The organism is Candidatus Lernaella stagnicola (assembly GCA_030765525.1).
Taxonomy (GTDB): domain Bacteria; phylum Lernaellota; class Lernaellaia; order Lernaellales; family Lernaellaceae; genus Lernaella; species Lernaella stagnicola.
On record JAVCCK010000010.1, the window covers coordinates 577,897 to 597,374 of the forward strand.

The window sequence follows — 19,478 nt, forward strand, 5'->3', positions numbered from 1 at the left end:
TTCTTCCTCCGCGTCGGTTCGCTCAGCAATATAAGCGGCGCAACCCCGCTCTTTCCAGCCCCGGGGGTCCGGAGCGCAGGGCGCGTTAGGGCTTGAGCACCAGCTTGCCCATCGTGGCGCGGCTTTCCAGCGCGGCGTGGGCGACGGCGGCGTCGGCCAGCGCATACACGCCGTGCAGCGGCAGGCGGGCGGTGCCGTCGCGCAGGTGGGCGAAAAGTTCTTGCCAGCCTTGGCGGTGTCGTTCGGCGTCGTGTTTCACCGAGGCGCCCAGATGGTAGAGGCTGAACCGCGGGGCGTCGGCGAAGCGGCGCATCATCCCGGCCAGCAGCCGTTTGGAGTTCGGCATGCCCCCGGCCACGCCGAACCACACGAGTTGCCCGCGCGGCGCCAGCATCTTGAAATCGTCGCCGACCGTCGAGCCAAACACCGAATTGTAAATGACGTCCGCCCCGTGACCGGCCGTCAATTCGGCCACCGCCTCGGGCAGGTTCTCGGCATCGCGGTAGTTGAGAACCTGTTCGGCGCCCAACTCGCGCGCCCGGGCCGCTTTGTCGTCGGACCCCACCAAGGCAATCACGTGCGCTCCGCGGGCCCGCGCCAGACCGTTGATCAAGCTACCGACCGACCCGGCGGCGGCGTAATTGACGACCCAGTCACCGGGCTCCGGCGCGGCGACGGTGTGCGTCAGGTGATACGCCGTCATTCCGGAGACCGGCAGGCCGGCCGCCGTCTCCAGGGGCAGGTCTTCGGGCACATCGACCACCGCGGCGACGTGGGCCACGGCGTACTGCGCGTATCCGCCCTGTTCCACCAACGCCACGACGCGCCGGCCCAAGATCGCCTGATCGACGCTGTCCCCTACGGCGTCAACAACGCCCGCGATTTCCAGGCCGGGGATTAGGGGAAAAGTCGGTATGGGTTGATACGCGCCGTGGCGCACGAGCACGTCGGCGAAATTGACGCCTGCCGCTGCGACGCGAATCCGCACCTGTTTTTGGCCTGGTTCGGGTATGGCTTGTTCGACAAGACGAAGGCTATCGGGGGCTCCGGGGCCTTCCAGGCGGATGGCTTGCATATAAATCTCCTACGAAGGCGGGGACTTAGCCGCACTTGTCCCGCGCCGATTAAATGCTAATCTACCACGTTGGTCGAATCTGAAGGAGGCTCCGATGCGACGTTTTTGGTTATTGGTTTTGATTGCCTTGTTGGCGGCTTCTCTGTTTGTGGCGGCCTGTGACGACGACGATGACGATGACAACGACGACAACACACCCCCGCCCGGCGACGACGATACGGCAGGCGACGACGACGACTCGGCCGAGCCCGACATCTGCGGCGATCCCGTACTTAATTTGTACGCGGAATACTGTCCCGACTACAACGACCCGTGCGTGGCGACGCCCTATGTCTACAATGACGATCAGAACGACGACGGCGCGTCGATCCACAACCTCGTGACAGGCGAAGTGGAAGCCAAGCGCTTCAAATTCCAAGCACCCTTCCATATCGAGACCATCAAGCTGAAGTTCCGCTACGGCGGCGGCACGGCGCGCATCCACCTCTACGGTGATTTGCTCGGCTCAGTGCCGCAATACGTGCCCTGGACCGACATGGTTGAGACCATCGAGTACACCGAACCCATCGACATCGAAGTGACCGATCCGGGTTGGTACGAAATCGACGTCCGCGACCGCAACCTGATGTTTCTGCCGGGAACCGCCGTGTGGGTCGGCTTCGAACACCTGCAGGACGACGGCATGCCCGAGCTTTATTACAGCGGCACCGAAGACCCCTACCTTTGGTCGAGATATTACCAGCACGATTTCTTCTCCGAATCCGGCTTCCGCTGGAATTGGGTCGCCCCCCATTCCAACAGCTACCGCCATTACATGATGCGCCTCGGCGGCACGAGCTTCTGCGAAATGGAAAACGGCACGACCTTCACCGACATCACCGATGCCTCGGGCCTCGAAGTGGCCGGTGATGGCCAGCACCGCACCGGTTGGGCCGACGTGGACGGCGACGGCGACCAGGACATCGTGCTGACCCGCCTGAACCAGGTCGAAGACGCGGCCTGCGTCGTGTACTACCGCAACAACGGCGACGGCACTTTCACCAACGCCTCCGCCGAAGCCGGCCTGGACGAGGCGATGTACGGCGCGATGTCCATGTTTGTCGATTACGACAACGACGGCGACGAAGACCTCTTTGCCATCGTGCAAGTCCCCGAAGATACGGGCGACGATGACGACGACACCACGGGCGACGACGACACCGCGGGCGATGACGACACCGCGGGCGATGACGACACCGCGGGCGACGACGACACCACGCCCAAAGCCGGCAAAGACGACCACGGCTACCGCAACCAAATCATGCTCAACGACGGCACCGGTCACTTTGAGCTGTTGGCCGACCACGGCCTGGAAGTCGACGCCGGTTTCTCCTCGGCGAGCTTCGGCGACTACGATCACGACGGCTATCTGGACCTCTACATCGGCGCGTGGCTCATCGAATATCCGTACGCTCCGTCCTATCCCGACCACTTGTTCCAGAACGACGGCGACGGCACCTTCACCGACGTGTCCGACACCACCGACATTTGGGACGACGTCGACGCGGCGCCCTCCTACGGCGTGACTTGGGTCGATTTCAACGACGATGGTTGGTACGACATCTTCGTGTCGAACTACGGCCGGGTCAGCAACTTCCTTTTCGAAAACAAGGGCGACGGCACATTCGTGGATATGGCGCGTGAGAAGAAGATCAATCGCCCAGGCAACTCCGGCGCCGGTAACACCTTCGGCACCGATTTCGGCGACTGGAACAACGATGGCTACTTCGACGCCTTCATGAACGATATCGCGCACCCGCGCTATCAGCCGGGCAGCGGAACCTCGAGCATCAATCTCAACGACGGGCCGCCGGACTACGCCTTCACGATCATGAACGACGAACTCGGCTTCCATCCGGAAGAGGGCGATGTCGATCCCAGCTTCTTTGATTACAACAACGACGGTCGTCTCGACGCGTACATCTCCACGCTCTACGGCGGGCACTTCAGCCGGCTTTATGAGCAGCAGGAAGACGGCACGATGCTCGACGTTTCCTATTGGGCGGGCGTCTCCGTGCACGATTGCACCGGCAACGCCTGGGCCGATTTCGACGGCGACGGCGATATCGACCTGCTGGCCGGGCATCGTTCTGACGGCGGCGGCGCGCGCGTTTTCCGTAACGACCTGGACAACGATTTCAATTGGGCGGAGTTCAAGCTGATCGGCACGACGTCCAACCGTGATGCGATCGGGGCGAAAATCACGGTCATCTCCGGCGACCTGACGCAGGTACGCTACGTACAGGGCCCGCGCGGCCATTACGGCGCGCAACCGATGTTGACGCAGCACTTCGGGCTGGGGCTCGAAGCGGCCATCGACCAGGTGGAAGTGCGGTGGCCCAACGGCGACACGCAAACCTGGAGCGGTTTGACCGTCAATCAAATTCATCAATTGACCGAGGGTGATCCCGGAAGCAAGTTATAAACGTACGAACATAGGAATCGCGTTCACGCACCGCCACGTTAAGGCGGATTGCGGAAGCGCGGCCCCTTTCCTTGCTTGGGGTTGCGTGTTACATAACCGTATTCCAGCTCTTGGGGGTTAGTGGGGTTATGACCAAGAAAAACACCAAAGCAAAAGCGCAACGACGCGCCAAGCAGTTGATGAAGAAGCGGGCGAAGCTGAAACTTCGGCAAAAAACCCGGGTCGTCGGCCACTTGGCGATGACGGAAAACGCTATCCAACATCAGATGCTCAGCGAATTCGGCAACGTCGAAAATTTCGTGCGTAACATCGGCGCGCTGGCCGAACTGATGCGCGAGGACGAAGACCTCAAAACCCTGCGCTACGATGCCGACAAGGTGTACGAGGGCTTTGATCTCGCCGCCGACCGTGACGCCCTGGAAGATCTGTACTCCGACACCGAGGATTTCACGTACTACGGAGAAGATTTCCAAGATTTCTGGCGCGACAAGAGGCGCGATATCCTCAAGGACTTGGTGACCGAGGAATTAATCGAACGTGCTGACAAGATCCTCAAGAAATTGCTGCTCACCAAAAAGGGACACAAAAAAGAATACCGCGCCGTCATGGCCGGACAACTGTTGGTTCGATCTCATCGGGTTGCGTTGTCACCCACCGACGCGCCATTGGAAGACAATAATTTGTGGGAACTGATTCTGCTGGCCACATTGAAGGAAAATCCGCGTGATTTGCCGGAACCGGCCCCCGCCGAAAACGGGGACGCCGAAGACGACGAAACACTCACTGAACCCGGCACCGTCAAAGGGGAGGACGAAACGCCGGAAGAAAGTGATTCCGGAGGCGAACCAAACGAAGGAGCATAGCTTGTGCCGAAACAAGTTTTTCTGAATCTCCCCGACGTTGCTCAAGACAAAATCCTTCAGGCCGTCGCAGAGGCCTTCGTGGATAAGGGCCTGCGTAACACCTCCGCCGAAGACGTCGCCCATCGCCTGAACGTACAGGTGGACGTCCTGGATCGCTATTTCGACGGCGTGCGCGACATGCTGGCCGCCGTTCTCGGCAGAGCCATTCAGTATTTCAATCAAGCCTATATTGAAGTCGGCAAGCTACAGAAACCCTTTTGGGAACGCGTCGAGTTCCTCTTTTCCTTCGCCTCCCGTCGGGGATTCCGCTTCCAGGCCTTTTTCAACACCTACATCAACGTGTTCGCCAGCGGCATGCCCGACATGGCCCAAGCGACCTTCGACCGCTTCGAGGGACGGGCCGCGCTGTTCTTCCAAAACCTGATTCTTTCCGGCGTGCAGGAAGGGGCGCTGCGCGACGATATGGATGTCGCCTACATGGCGCTGCACTTTCAACTCGTCACCCGCATGATGATCACGCGCCGGTTTCACCCCATGTTCCGGGCGCGCTCCGTGGCCTACTTCCCTGAAATTACAATGAATGAGGACGGTGACGAGCGATTCGTCGAGCGTTCGCTGACCTTTCTCAAGGCGCTTTACACAAGCTGACCCGCCGAGCCGGCCCCGAGATTTTGTGCCCAATCCCAAGGCAAAATAACCCCCTGTCGCCGCTTGTCGCCTTGCCGTTTCCGGTCGCCGGTGGGGGCGGCGAAGCCCTTATTGACGGGGGGCTGAGCGCCCAGGGGACGTTTTACCCTTGTCAGCAAAGGAAAAAATGTGACCTCCGTGACGATTTTCCTTGACCATAGGCTTTCGAAAGTGATATCGAAAATTCACCCAACGGTTTTACCAAAACGAGGAGATGGAAGATGGCTACGCCCAAAAAACCAATGACCAAAGCCCAAATCACTGCCTACTTCGCCGAGAAGTTCGAGCTGCCGAAGAAATCGGCCGCCGCGATTCTCGAAGAATTGGCCGCCCTGGCGGTCAGTGAAACGAAGAAAATGGGCGCCTTCACGATTCCCGGCGTCGGCAAGCTGTCCAAGACCCGCCGCAAGGCGCGCAAGGGCCGCAACCCGGCAACCGGCGAACCGATCAAGATTCCGGCCAAGACTGTCGTAAAAATGCGTCTGGCCAAGGCGTTCAAAGACGGCGTCGTACCGCCCAAGGTCTAACGACAACGAAGATCCGAATGATCTGGCCGGCCCGAACCTCACGGTTCGGGCCTTTCTTGTATCGGCGGCAACCTTCTTGTCCTTGCCCGAGCGCGGGAATCGTATTAAGTTCTAGCTGTTTTCGTCCTAGTATTTGTGCGTCGGCGTATGCAATCCGTGATCCCGGGATGGGTTCGCCGACAGGGAGCGATGAACTCGTCGATGAAACGCTATGCCCCCCACATACTCTCGCTGGTCATGGTATTCCTGTTGCTTGGTTGCGGCGGCTTGATCAAAAAAGCCACCCAGCCGATGGTCGACAACCTCACGACGGCCGTGATGAAACAAACCGACCCGCAACTCGTCCGCGATGGCGCGCCCGCCTATTTGCTGATGGCCGACGCCCTCGTGGAAGGGTCGCCCGATGATCCCGACGCCCTGCTCGCCGCCGCCAACCTCTATTCCATGTACGCCTCCGCGTTCGTCGTCGGTCATGACAACGCCCGCGCCGCCGTGCTGGGTGCCCGTGCTCGCGATTACGCCTTTCGCGCCGCCGCCGTGCTAAAACCCCGCTTCGGCGAACTAGCCCACAAGCCCTACAAAGAGTTTGCGCCGGTGGCCGCTGATTTCGAAGCGGGCGACGAGCGACTGCTGTTTTTGGTCATCAGCACCTGGGCCGCCGTCGTACAGGCCAACAGCGGCGACTACGACCAATTGGCCGACATCGCCAAGATCCAACTGCTGACCGAACGGCTTCTCGAGCTGGATGAAACCTACTTCTACGGCGCGCCCCACTTGGCGATGGGTTCGCTGCACTCTATCCTGCCCCCCGCCCTGGGTGGCAACGCCGCTGCGGCGCGAAAGCATTTCGAACGAGCTTTGGAAATCGGCGAAGGCCGGTTTTTGTCTGCGTACGTGATGTACGCCGAGCAATATGCGAAAAAAACCTTCGACAAAGAACTCTTTGTATCGTTGTTAAAAAAAGTGGAAGAAACGCCCGCCGCCGTCGTGCCTGAACTGACGTTGGTCAACACCTTGGCCAAACAGCAAGCTGCCGAGTTGTTGGCCGGGGCCGACGAATATTTTGACTAGGGAGATGGCTGAATGAAAAAATGGATGATCGTATTTGTCATTGTATGTGTGCTTGGATTCACTTTTGTTGTCTGGCCCGCCCCGGCCGCCAATCAAATTACGCTTAAAATCGCCACAATCGCTCCGAAAAACACGGACCTGCTCGACGCCCTCGACGAGGTCGATAAGGAACTGCGGCAACGCACCGACGGCCGCGTCGGCCTGCGGGTCTACCCGGGCGGTGTCATGGGAAATGACGCCGACGTCATGCGCCGGATGCGCACCGGCCAGTTGCACGGCTCCACCTTTACCGCCGGCGGCTTGCGCACGATCGACTCGAACTATCAGGCGCTGACCATGCCGATGCTCTTCCGGAGTTACGAAGAAGTCGACGCCGTGCGCGCCAAATTCGAACAACGCCTCACGCAGCAACTCGAAGCCAAGGGCATGGTCTCCTTCGGCATGATGGAGACCGGCTTTGCCTACATGATGAGCACCAAGCCCCTGCACACGCTCGAGGACCTGCGCGGCCGCAAGATCTGGGTGCCCGAGGGCGACGTCGTCGGCGAGCGCGTCTTCCGCAAACTCGGCGTGCCGCCCGTGTACCGGCCCATTTCCGACGTGCTCACCGGCCTTCAAACCGGCTTGCTCGACACCGTCACCAACTCGCCGGTCGGCACCATCCTGTTGCAGTGGTTCACCAAGGTCGACTACGTCGTCGACAACCCGTTGCTCTACACCTACGGCACCATCGGCATCCCCACCAACGCGTGGAACAAAATACCGGCCGCCGACCGGCCCGTGGTGCGCGAGGTCTTCAACCGCCTCGCCAAGCGGATCAACCAACAAACCCGGCAAAGCAACGCCGAAGCGCGCGAGACCCTGAAAAAAGAGGGCCTCAAGTTCATCCGGATCAACGACTCCGAATTGCCGAAAATGGAAAAGCTGGCGCGTGAAGCCATCGACGACATCGTGGCCGAAGGCAAATTCGACGGCGCGCTCGTGAACGAAATCCGCGCCACCGTGCAAGCCATGCGCTAAAGAAGAACGGAACCCCGATGAGCGACAAGCGCCCGCCGGCCGTTATACGTTTCTTGCACGCGGTGGAAAACACCGCGCTGGTGGCCGTGCTTTCGATCATGATCGTGCTTTCCTTCGGCCAGATTCTCATGCGCAACTTCTTCGGGGTGAGCTACGCCTGGCTTGATCCACTGCTGCGTTTTCTCGTCTTGTGGGTCGCCATGCTCGGGGCGATGGTCGCCACCCGCGAAGACCACCACATCAGCATCGACGTGCTTTCGTTTCTGGTCACGGGTCGCGGCAAAGCCATACTGCGCATCGTAACCGACTTGTTCACCGCGACGGTGGCCGTACTGCTTACTCACGCCTCGGTGCGCTTCATCACCGATGAGTTCGCCGGCGGCGCGAAGGCCTTCGGTGGGGTCCCCACTTGGGTCGCCGAGTTGATTCTCCCCATCGCCTTCGGCGTGATCGCCCTGCGCTTCGGCTATTTCTTCCTTCGTCACTCGTGGCAGGCGATTCGCGGCGTGACAGAACCGGCCGAAGCTGTTGAAGACGACGCGGCCGCCAAAAAGGACGAGGCATGATTATTCCCCTCGTCCTGCTGCTGCTGGCTCTGTTGGGCGCACCGCTGTTTGCGATCATCGCCGCCAGCGCGCTCAACGGCTTCCACGGCGGCGGCATCGACACCACCGTCGTCATCCTGGAGATCAACCGGCTGACCGAAACCCCGCTGCTGGTCGCCATCCCCTTGTTTACCTTCGCCGGCTACCTGATGGGCGAGTCCAACACACCCCAACGCCTGCTGCGCCTGTCCCACGCCGCCTTGGGCTGGATGCCCGGCGGGCTGGCGGTCGTGACCATGGCCGTGTGCGCCGTGTTCACCGCGCTCACCGGCGCATCGGGCGTGACGATCATCGCCATGGGCGCCTTGCTCTACCCGGCCCTCAAAGCCGAAGGCTACCCCGAAAAGTTCACCCTCGGCGCCATCACTACCTCGGGCAGCCTGGGCCTGCTTTTTCCTCCGGCCATTCCGCTGATCCTCTACGGCATCATCGCGCACACGAGTATCGACAAACTCTTCGCCGCCGGCGTGATACCCGGCGTGCTGATGGTGACGCTGCTCTCCGGATGGGGAATGATCACCGCGACGCGCGCGAAGATCCCGCTCTTGAAATTCAATTGGCGGGAACTGGGCCGTGCCGTCTACGCCGCCGGGTGGGAAGTCCCGCTGCCGGTCATCGTGCTGGGCGGCATCTACAGCGGCATTCTCGCCATCTCCGAAGCCGCCGCGGTCACCGCCTTTTACGTGTTGGTCGTCGAGGTGTTCATCTACCGCGAGATTCCGATTCGCCGGCTGCCCGGCGTGATGGTCAAGAGCATGACCCTCGTCGGCGGCATCCTGATTATCCTGGGCGCCAGCCTCGCCTCGACGAATTATCTCATCGATCAGCAAGTGCCGATGAAGCTGTTCGACTTCGTCAAAGACCACATTTCCAGCAAGCTGACCTTCTTGATCATCCTCAACCTCTTCTTGCTGGTCTTGGGCATGATTCTCGATATCTTCTCGGCCATCGTGCTGATCGTGCCGCTGATTCTGCCGATCGCCACCAGCTACGGCGTCGACCCGGTGCACCTGGGCATCATTATTCTGGCCAATATGCAAATCGGCTATTGCACGCCGCCGGTGGGGATGAACCTCTTTATCGCCAGCTACCGCTTTAAGCAGCCCGTCGTGAAATTGTACCTGGCCTCGTTGCCCTTCCTGGCGATCCTGCTGGGCGTCGTGCTGATCATTACCTACTGGCCGGGCCTGTCACTCTTCCTCGCCGGGTTTGTGGACTGACTTTTCAGGAGCGGAAAATACTTCTTGTAAAGTGCCGATTTTTTGACTATTTTCTTATTCAAGGAACAACTCGCGAGGGGATTTGATGCGCCTTCAAGACATTGCGTTGTTAAAATGTGTCGAAGAAGCGGGCAATCTTGATGGTCGAAAACGTCTCCAAAAGACGATGTTCTTTTTGAAGCAGTATGGGTATCCCGTCGCCAATACATATTTCATTCATTATTTCGGACCGTATTCAGCAGAGTTGGCGGAGCGTGTTGACGACCTGACGAATCAAGACCTGCTGGAAGAGAAATGTGACGAACCCGGCAACGGTTTTACAGAGTATCATTATTCCCTTTCAGACACGGGTTTGGAAAAGCTTCCGGAAATTTTTCAGGGCGTAACCGAAGAACAACAAAGCCTTATTGAAGAAATGGCGCAAGAATTTGTCGACCTTAAACAACATGACGTGTTTGTTCTTGAGATGGCGTCAACCATTTTATATTGGCTCGATTGGGGAATGAACTGGGAAGAAGCAGTCGCCACAATGGTCCGTGCAAAAGCTGTCGACAAAAACCACGACAATTACGTGAAAGCAATAGACCTCGCTAAAACCGCGTTCAATAGGATTACAGAAAACAAACATTAGGAGCAGCCGTTGTCGCAAAAAGTTATTCGCGACCCGGTCTACGATCACATTTACATCTGTGAAGAAAACGAAAAGTTAATTCTTGACCTACTTCAATGTGCGGAAGTTCAACGTCTCCGTCGAATTCGCCAACTTGGCGTTAGCCATCTGACGTATCCGGGTGCCGAGCACAGCCGGTTTGGGCATTCTCTGGGTGCGTTCCATCTGATGAAGACGGCTCTTGAATATGTGAAAAAAAATCAACCGGCCCTGATACTTGGTGAATTTATTGAACTTGCGGCAAAAGCCGCGGCATTATTACACGATGTAGGTCATGGTCCATTTTCGCACGCGCTTGAAGAAGAATTCGGCGGAAAACATGAAATGTGGACGAAACGAATTATCGAAGACGCCGAAACGGAAGTAAACGGCGTCCTCAAAGATCATTCCGCCAGCCTTCCCGATATTATTACTCAGTTACTAACCGAACCGGAACCTAAGTATACTTGGATAAAAAGCCTACTCAGTAGTCAATTAGACGTTGACCGCATGGATTATTTATTGCGTGACTCGATGTACTGCGGCGTGGGATACGGCCGGTTTGATTATCGCTGGCTTTTTCACACGATGCGCGTCGACGATCGGAAGGCTTCCGACAAGCGACGAATTTTCCAAACATGCTGGGAAGAGAAGGCCCACCGGGTGATTGAGCAATATATTTTCGCCCGCTATTATATGTATTGGAACGTCTACTTCCATAAAACAACACGTGGCTATGAACGCCTTGCTTCGACAATTATTAGCCGTGTAAAAGATCTTGTTAAACAGAATAGCCAACCCGAGTTTACTCACGCCGCAGTTTCAAAATTGTTCGCAAACACAGCGCCCGGTCTGACGGACTATCTCACCCTAGATGATCATGTTTTGCTTTCACAAATAAATTGGTGGGCGCGCCACGCGAAAGATAACATTTTAAAAGATTTGTGCGACAGGTTCATCAATCGTCGAGGATTGAAGCCGGTAAAAGTACCGGGACGGCACGACCAATCGCCCCGTGATCAAAAAGACCGAGATAAGAAAGCTCAGGAATTTCTGCGTCAAAGAGATTTCGTGCCAGAATATTATTTACTGGACGATCTAACATCCACAGTAGCTTATGTTCCCTATACCGTGGAAAGAACCGACGCCGAACAATCAGCGGGAAACGCAATTTTGATTCATAAAAACGATAAATTGGTGGAAATCAGCCAACTTCCGGAAATGAGTCGGTTGAAAGCCGTTACCGGTCAAAAAGAGCAACAAGTGTTTTTCTATGTTCCCGAGACGTGCCGCCACGGTGTGTCGCGCATCCTGAACGGATGAATCCTGTTTATCACGTGATAACCGCCACAGCCCGCCACCCCGACAAGCGTTTCGCGTAATCATCGACGAGCATCTGCGCTTCCGCCGCGAGCAACAACGACTGCGCGTCGGGGACCATCAGGTTTAGTCTGGCCCTTGGCGGCCCGATTGTGGCAAGCTGACGCCCATGGATATCATTCTACTGCATGCGTTGGCGCAAACCGGCGAGGGCCCGCCGGAAACCAACGTCACCGGCGTGTTTCCGCCCCTTGGCTTGGCGACGCTGGCCGGCTGTCTGCGCGAGGCCGGTCACACCCCGCGCGTGCTCGACGCCCACGCGCTGAGACTCACCGCCCGGCTTGCCGCTGCACAAGTCCCGGATGATTTCGACGGCTTGCTCGTCTTTTCCACCACCACCCTCAATTGGCGCAACACCCTGGCGCTGATTCGCGCTTGCCGCCGTCGCGCCCCGCGGGCCGTGACCGTGGTTGGTGGTCCGCATTTGGATTTGTATCCGGAAGAAACGGCGTCGTCGGCCGATGTCGATTTCGCTGTCGTGGGTGAGGGCGATACGTCGCTGCCCGCATTGGCTGAGGCGTTGGCAAACGACGGCGACGCGCTGGCGATTCCCGGTGTGGTGCGCTCGGGCGAGGACGGGGTCGAGTTCGGACCGCCGCCACAGGTGGTCGACCTGGATCAAACGCCGCTGCCCGCGTGGGACCTCATGCCGCTGGGCCATTACCGCGCGATCACCGTGCTGCATCCTTTTGCCACGATGGTCAGCGGTCGCGGGTGCCCCTTCCATTGTCGTTTCTGTTCGCAACGCTACGCGGGCGGCTCGTTTCACCGCATGAGCCCGGCGCGGCTGACGCGCGAGTGGTTGTATCTCGTCAAGGAAATCGGCGTGCGGGAGATCGTTCATTTCGACGAAACCTTCGCCATGGGGGAAGACTACCTGGCCGAGGTCGCCGCGCGTGTGACGGCCGGCGGCGGCGTGATTCCCAACAACGCGCGCAGTCGCTGCGATACCATCACCCCGCCGCTGATTCAGTCGCTGGCCCGCATCGGCACCCACACCTTGCACCTGGGTATCGAGGCCGGTTCCGACGAGGCGCTGGCGCGCATGAACAAAGGCATCACCGTGGCGCAGGTACGCCGGGCCGTGGCGATGGTCAAAGACGCGGGTCTGTTGGCGCGGGGCTATTTCATGCTGGCCTACCCAGACGACACGCCGGCCGATGCGCTACGCACGATCGAACTGGCCCGCAGCCTGCCCCTGGATGCGGCCTCTTTCACACTGACGGTGCTCAATCCCGGCACGGCGATTTACGAGGATGCGTTGGCGCGAGGCGAAATCGACGACTATTGGTCGGCCTGGGCCAAGAGCGAGCCGGTATCCCCGGCGCCGCCGCGACCCCGGCACTCGCTAGGCGGCGAGAGTCAACTCCGGCGGACGCTGCGGCGGGCGTATGTCTCATTTTACCTTCGCCCCGCGGTGTGGTGGAATCTGGCGACTCAGCGGCGTTTGTGGCGATGGATCCCCTCGTGGCTTCGGGCCGTGATGCGTCGCGGGCGTTAGCGTCCAGCGGCGCGGCGCGATACAATCGACGCCGATCCGAACGTGAAGGAGTTTGCACGTGAAGTGGTGGAAGAGTTTTTTACTGCATCCCTGGATCAACCGTTTCAACCTGCTGTACCTGGCGGCGGGCTTCGCGTTGTACCTCTTGGACCCGCTCGATGCCGTGGGCATCAACAATTTCGGCTGGATGCTGCTGGGCGGCGAAATCGCCTACCTGGCGGCGCGTGGCGTCCTCGACCGCGGCAGTTCGCCGGATTTCAACATCCGCAAAATGCGGCCCAAAGACCGCGACCGCTACTTCCGGCTTCTGGACATCTCCGACCAGGCGATTGCCGACATCGAAAGCAACCAGAACATCGTGCACTCCGTGCTCTCGGGCAGCCAAAGCCAGATCAGACGCATGGTGAAAACCTTTCTGCGCCTGCAACTGGCCGCCCACCGCATCGACGCCGTGCTACAGAACAATAAGATCGATTACAACGCCGAAATCGGCCGTGTGCAGGGCAAGTTGTCGGTAGCCGCCGCGGCCGAAAAGCCCTACTTGGAACGGCAAATCGAGGTGTTGCGCAAACGGCAAAACGCGCAGCGCGACCTGGCCGAGCGACGCCGCACCATCGACGCCCGCCTGGAAACGATCGAGCAAGCCGTCGGCCTGCTTTCGGAAATCGGCCTGGGCGTTGCCGACCCCGCCGAAACCGCCGATCAGGTCAGTGTGATTCTGGCCAACGTCGAAGACGCCGAACTTTTCGTGGAAGAACTCAACGAGGTGATGGCGCCGGTTAGCGTGAAGAACGCCAATTGAAGTGGGTGGTCGCCATCTGGCGTTGGCTTTCCTTCTGGCCGGGTCTGCAACGTTTCATCCTTAGCCTGTGGCATCCGAAATTCCTGATCGGCGTGGTCGCGGTGATCACCGACGGCGAAGGCCGCGTGCTGCTGTTCCACCACACCTACCGGCGAAAATTTGTCTGGTCGCTGCCCGGCGGCTGGATGCAACGCGGCGAAGAGCCCGCCGAGACCGTCGTGCGCGAAATCAAGGAAGAGACCGACTTGGATATCGAGGTGGACCGCCTCTACGAAGTCGTGACCGGGGTGGTGGCTCCCAGTTTTGAAGTCATCTACCTCGCACATGTGGTCGGCGGCGAATTTCGCCCGAGCGTGGAAGTCGACGAGATTAATTGGTGTCGCGCCGACCGATTACCGGACCTAAAAGACTACCAGCATCACATTATTACGTCCGTTTTGGCCGCCGAATAAGACCGGCGAGACGTATTTTTGTGGTTATTTTCTTCCGGATGGACGCATACGACACATTCGAAAACGGGAAATCACGGATGAACCACGATGAACGACAAACGAAAAAAACGCGCCGGCCGTCCCCTGTGGATCGCGGCGGCGTTCCTGGCACTATTCACCGCGGCGTTGGTGGCGGTGGAGTCGAATTTGGCCGCCGAAACCTTTGACGGCCCGGTGGAGCGGGCACCGTTCGAAAACGGCCGCTTCGTCAACCCGGAAATTCGCGGCCAAGAGCCCGGAACCAAAGAGTTTTTGCGCTGGGTCAGCAGCCGCAAGCCCGGCCCGTGGGAAAAGTGGGTCGAAATCGAGCCCGGCCCCGCGCCGCCGCAACGGGTAGACGATCTCCGCGTGACTTTCGTCAATCATTCCACGGTCTTACTGCAATACGGCGGGCTGAATATCCTCACCGACCCCATTTGGTCCAAGCGCACCAGCCCGGTCTCGTTCATCGGTCCCAAACGGGTTCACGATCCGGGCCTGCGCTGGGAAGACCTGCCGCCCATCGACGCGGTGGTGATCAGCCACGATCACTACGACCACCTCGATATGCCGACCCTGAAACGCCTGCAAGCCGACCACCGGCCGCGCTTTTTCGCCGGGCTGGGCAACGCCGCGGTGCTGCGCCGCCACGGCCTGCGGCAAGTCAGCGAACTGGACTGGTGGGACCAGGTGCCGTTAACCCATGAAATCAAACTGAATTTCGTCCCTGCGCAGCACTTTTCGGGGCGCGGCATGTTCGACCGCCACAAGACGTTGTGGGGCGGCTATGTGCTGACCGGCCCGCCGGGCGTCGTCTATTTCGCGGGCGATACCGGCTGGTCCTCACACTTCGAGCAGGTGCATGCGCGTTTCGGCCCGCCGCGCCTGGCGATGCTGCCGATCGGCGCGTTTCAACCGCGCTGGTTCATGCATCCGATGCATATCGACCCGCACGAGGCCGTCCGCGCCCACCTCTTATTGGAGGCCGGCACGAGCATGGCGATCCACTTCGGCACCTTTCGACTTGGCGACGACGGCCGACTCGAACCCGTCGAGGTGCTGGCCGACGCCCTGCGCGACCAAAACGTGAATCCCGATCGATTCTGGGCCCTTACTCCCGGCGAGTCCCGCGATGTCCCTGCCGCCGCGCCCACCGAACGCCTCGCCAAGCTGTGATGTGGGGGGCGGGCAAGCTTGATTTCGAAAGCGTAATCCGTTCGAAGGTTACCCCTCATTTTTTCATAATAGCACCTTGAAACGAACCGATGTACGGCAGTAATATTGACAGCATAATATGAGGCGGTTTCGGCCCGTGGAGGGATGCACTGAAGGCATATAGTCATTATGTTCGATACCTCGACAAACTTGTACGTAAATTCACTTGTGGGAATTATTCTCATGAAATTAGAAAGGAAATCTTGTTTGCGCTAGATGGTGGCGCGAGCGAACAACTTAGAGCGTTGTTGCCACTAGACGAATTACGCTCCGTGGGCGCATTTTTTACTGGTCAAACTCTTGCGCAGTTCGCTCTCGATGGTATTGACGGCCAGCTTCCGAACGAGTGGAAAGTGTTCGACCCTGCATGTGGAGCCGGGAATCTTCTTCTCGCTTTCGCGGAAAGAATACAGAGTAAACCTAAAAGCCTGGAAGAGATAGCAACGCTAGAATCACGGTTTATCGGATGTGACGTATTCCCATCGTTTGTCAAAGCAGCCAAGATTAGATTACTTCTCAAGTTTCTCCTTAACATGGAGAATGTAACTGGTTTGCCCAAGAACATCGTGGAAGAAATGTTTGGCAAGGTTTTTATTGGAAACGGTCTCTTTGCTGTCGAGCATCTTGCCGCTGCTACACACATCTTGCTTAACCCCCCATACACGATGGTACCGGTGCCGCACGGTTGTTCTTGGACTAAAGGAAAGGTAAATCTCGCAGCGTTGTTTGTCGAAAAATGCTTGGTTAATTGTTCGCATGGATCGCGAATCATCGCAATACTTCCGGACGTCCTAAGAAGTGGAACAAGATATGCGAAATGGCGCGTATTCGTTGAAGAAAACGCATACATTCACCGTGCGGAACCTTTCGGCCGTTTTGACAACCACGCCAATGTAGATGTGTTTGTTTTAGATTGTGAAATTGGAGGGAACACCGGTCGGGGCTGTCAGAGAGGCGTATGGTACCCAACGCCAACAGGAACCGCCCATAAGGTGTCAGATTTTTTCAACATCTCTGTTGGTTCCGTTGTACCTCACCGAAATCCGAATCTCGGACCCTGGAGACCTTATCTTTGTGCGCGTGACGTTCCGATATGGAGCGAAGTCAATTCAATCGGGCGAAATCGCCGATATAAAGGATCAACGTTTTCCGCTCCTTTTGTTGTTGTTCGTCGCACGTCAAGTCCGAAAGAGAAAAAACGAGCCGTTGCGTCAATAATCACAAGAGGCGAACATATCGCTGTCGAAAATCATTTAATTGTATTATCTCCAAAAGACAGCACGTTGCAGGCGTGCCGCCGCTTACTTAGGAGCCTTTCAACAGCTGAAACGACAAACTTCTTAAACCAACGAATTCGATGTAGGCATCTCACGACACACGCGATTGGTGAATTACCATGGCAACAATAACGGATAAAACAACTTCTAGCCTTCGGTTTTCACCAGACATCCTACGGCGATTGGGGGAAGAACTGATCTCAAGCCCATATCGCGGGCTTGTCGAATTAGTAAAAAACTCCCACGATGCCGATGCGATGGAATGTGTTGTCAAATTGGACGGTGTCGACAAGCCTGGAGGAACCGTTCGCATTGTCGACGATGGGATCGGATTGACGAAGGAAGATGTTCTCCGCGGTTGGCTCATACTTGGCCGGTCGCGCAAGGATTCATATGAACCAACCAAGATGGGCAGAAAAATAGCGGGAAACAAGGGTTTAGGACGTCTCGCCGCGCTACGGCTCGGGCATACTGTTCTGTTGACGACCCGGCCGGCGCAGGAATGCGATTTACAACACGAAGTTCTCATTGATTGGTCTAAGTTTAGCGAAGTTGACGTTGTTGAGGACGTACCACTACTAATCGAAACGTCTAGAAGGCCAAAAGGACTTAAACAAGGAACAGAAATAGAGATTTCGGGCTTGCATTCTCAATTGACTGAAAACGACGTAAAGAAACTGGCGCGCGAACTCGTTATCCTCGCAAACCCTTTCGCTGATGACCCCAAAGCATTCCGCCCAAGGTTGGAATCACCTCAGTTCAAGGAATATGAAGCTCGAGTAAGTGAAAGATATTTTGATCAAGCCGATTATCACTTATCAGCATCAGTTGACGAAAAAGGGCAGGCGTCAGCTCAGGTTTTGGATTATCGGGGACAAGTACTTTGGTCGGCAGACCACGAGACGCTACAACATTACAGCGACTATAAAGAATATACTTGCCCGGTCGCCCTTTTTGACGTTTGGGTCTTTGTCTTATCTGGCACGAGTTTCTCGTCTCGTACCGTGACTCTTGGTGAAGTGCGTCAATGGCTAAAGATCTTTGGTGGCATCCATTTCTATCTAAATGGCTTGCGGGTCCCTCCGTATGGCGACCCCGGAGACGACTGGCTCGATTTGAATCTAAGACGAAGTCAGAGTCCCGAGGCTAGGCCGTCCACGAATACTTTAATTGGGCGCATCGTGGTTGGTTCCTCTGGTACGTCGCTTCTTCAAAAAACGGATCGAATCGGCTTTCAAGAGGATAAAGATTTCCAAGAACTTCGTGCGTTTGCGACATCAGCAATGGAGTGGATGGCGGCCAGGCGGCTCGAACAAGACGAGAGACGTCGGCAGAAAACAAGAAGCAAAACAAGTAGCCGCGCCGTTCGTTCAAAAGAAGAACTAATTGGATTTGTTGAAAAAGCGGACGTTCCTCCAACATTTGTTACAAAGTTAACAAAAAGAATAAGCGATTACGATTCTGCGCGTAACCAAGAAGTAAAAAGCCTCCGCGGTGAGGTCCTTTTATATAGAACACTAAGTACCGCGGGAATTACTTCCGCCACATTTGCTCACGAATCTTCAGCAGGACCGACGAAAACCATCTTGCTATCCTTAAAATCAATCAAACGCAGAGTCCGGGAAGATTTACCCGATAAGTATGATGAACGCTATGCTGAGCCACTCGATAAAGCACTAAGAGCAACCGAAAGTATGGCTGTCTTTTCTCGCGCCACGTTAAGCCTTATTGAACACGAAAAGCGCCGTTGGTGCCGCGTCGACGTGCATGATTCAATTTCTAAAATTCTAGATTCACTGAAACCATTCACTGATAGGCGCGATTTGAATATCGACAGGGCCTTTGTGTCCTCTGGATTTTTTGTCCATGCGGCCGAAGCCGCGATTGAGGCGATTATTGTCAACCTGATTAACAACAGTGTCGCCGCCTTGGAAACGGTTCACCGTGAGCAACGGATAATCAGGATATCAACGGAGAAACACGATGACAATTGCGCAATTCTATTTCAAGACAATGGGCCCGGTATTCAAGGAATAACTGCTCACGATATCTGGCTTCCTGGCAGGTCCACAAAGCGAAACGGTACAGGTTTGGGCTTGACTATCGTACGGGATACTATTATTGATTTGGGCGGCAGGATAAAAGTCACCGCGAAATGTGAACTCGGGGGAGCCGAGTTTATGATTCATCTTCCAACGCTTGGAGATTAGCTTTGGGCATTCAGATCGCCGACCGGGAAATCGAAAGGGTTGCCATTATTGATGACGACAGCGAGAGCAGAGAAAGCGTAAGAATCATCGTGGAGGATCTCTCTCTTCATCCTTTAGTTATCGACGGGCCTCTCGAATCGTTAGATGAGACGTGGGCACGACTATGCAAGTTGAGATTCGATGCCGTTATTTCGGATTTTCATCTGAGAAAGCAAAATTATTCGCATTTCAATGGTGACGAAATTGTGTCCCGTTGTTATAAAAAAAAGGTTCCAGCATTGTTATGGTCTGCCGTGGCAAAAGCGATTGGCGAGGTGCCGAGTGATCGTAAGCGTAATATCGCGGCATTCCTGCCCGTCGAGTCTCTCGATCTGGAGCCAATTCGAGCGGGCTTTTCGAAATGTGTAAGCGAATTCAATGGAAAATATATGACAGACCGAAA

Annotated in this window: 18 protein-coding genes; 17 read left to right on the plus strand and 1 reads right to left on the minus strand. The window is 56.8% G+C overall.

The features are described 5' to 3' along the window. Positions 1-85: 85 nt before the first annotated feature. Entirely contained in the window at positions 86-1,075 is a 990-nt protein-coding gene (locus P9L99_06780; GenBank protein ID MDP8223045.1) for a zinc-binding dehydrogenase, read from the minus strand. Between the two features lie 94 nt (positions 1,076-1,169). On the opposite strand from P9L99_06780, the gene P9L99_06785 reads away from it, so the two are divergent. From P9L99_06785 to P9L99_06865, 17 genes are all read left to right on the plus strand, one after another. Beyond that, entirely contained in the window at positions 1,170-3,539 is a 2,370-nt protein-coding gene (locus P9L99_06785) for a CRTAC1 family protein (GenBank protein MDP8223046.1), read from the plus strand. A 128-nt stretch (positions 3,540-3,667) separates the two neighbouring features. Next, positions 3,668-4,402 (plus strand): hypothetical protein, encoded by a 735-nt coding sequence (locus P9L99_06790; protein ID MDP8223047.1) that lies wholly within the window; start codon positions 3,668-3,670, stop codon positions 4,400-4,402. Positions 4,403-4,405: 3 nt separating this feature from the next. After that, entirely contained in the window at positions 4,406-5,050 is a 645-nt protein-coding gene (locus P9L99_06795; GenBank protein ID MDP8223048.1) for a TetR family transcriptional regulator, read from the plus strand. A 260-nt stretch (positions 5,051-5,310) separates the two neighbouring features. Further along, the gene (locus P9L99_06800) at positions 5,311-5,616 is read left to right on the plus strand and encodes an HU family DNA-binding protein (GenBank protein MDP8223049.1); all 306 of its coding nucleotides are present in this window, start codon (positions 5,311-5,313) and stop codon (positions 5,614-5,616) included. A gap of 201 nt (positions 5,617-5,817) precedes the next feature. After that, positions 5,818-6,687, plus strand: a complete 870-nt coding sequence (locus tag P9L99_06805; GenBank protein ID MDP8223050.1) for a TRAP transporter TatT component family protein — start codon at positions 5,818-5,820, stop codon at positions 6,685-6,687. 12 nt (positions 6,688-6,699) lie between these two features. Next, positions 6,700-7,707: a TRAP transporter substrate-binding protein DctP gene (dctP, locus tag P9L99_06810; GenBank protein ID MDP8223051.1), complete on the plus strand. Its 1,008-nt coding sequence runs from the start codon at positions 6,700-6,702 to the stop codon at positions 7,705-7,707. Between the two features lie 17 nt (positions 7,708-7,724). Next, positions 7,725-8,273 (plus strand): TRAP transporter small permease, encoded by a 549-nt coding sequence (locus P9L99_06815; protein ID MDP8223052.1) that lies wholly within the window; start codon positions 7,725-7,727, stop codon positions 8,271-8,273. Next, positions 8,270-9,532 carry a TRAP transporter large permease subunit gene (locus P9L99_06820; GenBank protein MDP8223053.1) on the plus strand — a complete coding sequence of 421 codons (1,263 nt, stop codon included), beginning with the start codon at positions 8,270-8,272 and terminating at the stop codon, positions 9,530-9,532. Before P9L99_06815 ends, P9L99_06820 begins: the two co-directional genes overlap by 4 nt. Before the next feature lie 85 nt (positions 9,533-9,617). Next, a complete protein-coding gene (locus tag P9L99_06825) occupies positions 9,618-10,163 on the plus strand; it encodes a hypothetical protein (protein MDP8223054.1) in 546 nt (181 codons plus the stop codon). Positions 10,164-10,172: 9 nt separating this feature from the next. Beyond that, positions 10,173-11,504 (plus strand): HD domain-containing protein, encoded by a 1,332-nt coding sequence (locus tag P9L99_06830; GenBank protein MDP8223055.1) that lies wholly within the window; start codon positions 10,173-10,175, stop codon positions 11,502-11,504. A 166-nt stretch (positions 11,505-11,670) separates the two neighbouring features. Next, positions 11,671-13,062 carry a radical SAM protein gene (locus P9L99_06835; protein ID MDP8223056.1) on the plus strand — a complete coding sequence of 464 codons (1,392 nt, stop codon included), beginning with the start codon at positions 11,671-11,673 and terminating at the stop codon, positions 13,060-13,062. 58 nt (positions 13,063-13,120) lie between these two features. Then, a complete protein-coding gene (locus P9L99_06840; protein ID MDP8223057.1) occupies positions 13,121-13,864 on the plus strand; it encodes a hypothetical protein in 744 nt (247 codons plus the stop codon). Between the two features lie 5 nt (positions 13,865-13,869). Continuing rightward, positions 13,870-14,316: an NUDIX domain-containing protein gene (locus P9L99_06845; GenBank protein MDP8223058.1), complete on the plus strand. Its 447-nt coding sequence runs from the start codon at positions 13,870-13,872 to the stop codon at positions 14,314-14,316. An 87-nt stretch (positions 14,317-14,403) separates the two neighbouring features. Then, positions 14,404-15,510 (plus strand): MBL fold metallo-hydrolase, encoded by a 1,107-nt coding sequence (locus P9L99_06850; protein ID MDP8223059.1) that lies wholly within the window; start codon positions 14,404-14,406, stop codon positions 15,508-15,510. A 242-nt stretch (positions 15,511-15,752) separates the two neighbouring features. Next, positions 15,753-16,958 (plus strand): N-6 DNA methylase, encoded by a 1,206-nt coding sequence (locus P9L99_06855; protein ID MDP8223060.1) that lies wholly within the window; start codon positions 15,753-15,755, stop codon positions 16,956-16,958. Beyond that, positions 16,946-19,036: a sensor histidine kinase gene (locus P9L99_06860; protein MDP8223061.1), complete on the plus strand. Its 2,091-nt coding sequence runs from the start codon at positions 16,946-16,948 to the stop codon at positions 19,034-19,036. The genes P9L99_06855 and P9L99_06860 overlap by 13 nt, the downstream gene beginning before the upstream one ends. Before the next feature lie 2 nt (positions 19,037-19,038). Next, on the plus strand, positions 19,039-19,478 hold a 440-nt coding region (locus P9L99_06865; GenBank protein MDP8223062.1), incomplete at its 3' end, for a hypothetical protein.

Bases quoted from the DNA above. Each gene is read 5' to 3' on its own strand.
- P9L99_06785 (MDP8223046.1), top strand. From the start codon at position 1,170: ATGCGACGTTTTTGGTTATTGGTTTTGATTGCCTTGTTGGCGGCTTCT.
- P9L99_06805 (MDP8223050.1), top strand. From the start codon at position 5,818: ATGAAACGCTATGCCCCCCACATACTCTCGCTGGTCATGGTATTCCTG.
- P9L99_06820 (MDP8223053.1), top strand. From the start codon at position 8,270: ATGATTATTCCCCTCGTCCTGCTGCTGCTGGCTCTGTTGGGCGCACCG.
- P9L99_06835 (MDP8223056.1), top strand. From the start codon at position 11,671: ATGGATATCATTCTACTGCATGCGTTGGCGCAAACCGGCGAGGGCCCG.
- P9L99_06815 (MDP8223052.1), top strand. From the start codon at position 7,725: ATGAGCGACAAGCGCCCGCCGGCCGTTATACGTTTCTTGCACGCGGTG.
- P9L99_06825 (MDP8223054.1), top strand. From the start codon at position 9,618: ATGCGCCTTCAAGACATTGCGTTGTTAAAATGTGTCGAAGAAGCGGGC.
- P9L99_06790 (MDP8223047.1), top strand. From the start codon at position 3,668: ATGACCAAGAAAAACACCAAAGCAAAAGCGCAACGACGCGCCAAGCAG.
- P9L99_06860 (MDP8223061.1), top strand. From the start codon at position 16,946: ATGGCAACAATAACGGATAAAACAACTTCTAGCCTTCGGTTTTCACCA.
- P9L99_06850 (MDP8223059.1), top strand. From the start codon at position 14,404: ATGAACGACAAACGAAAAAAACGCGCCGGCCGTCCCCTGTGGATCGCG.
- P9L99_06780 (MDP8223045.1), bottom strand. From the start codon at position 1,075: ATGCAAGCCATCCGCCTGGAAGGCCCCGGAGCCCCCGATAGCCTTCGT.
- dctP (MDP8223051.1), top strand. From the start codon at position 6,700: ATGAAAAAATGGATGATCGTATTTGTCATTGTATGTGTGCTTGGATTC.
- P9L99_06800 (MDP8223049.1), top strand. From the start codon at position 5,311: ATGGCTACGCCCAAAAAACCAATGACCAAAGCCCAAATCACTGCCTAC.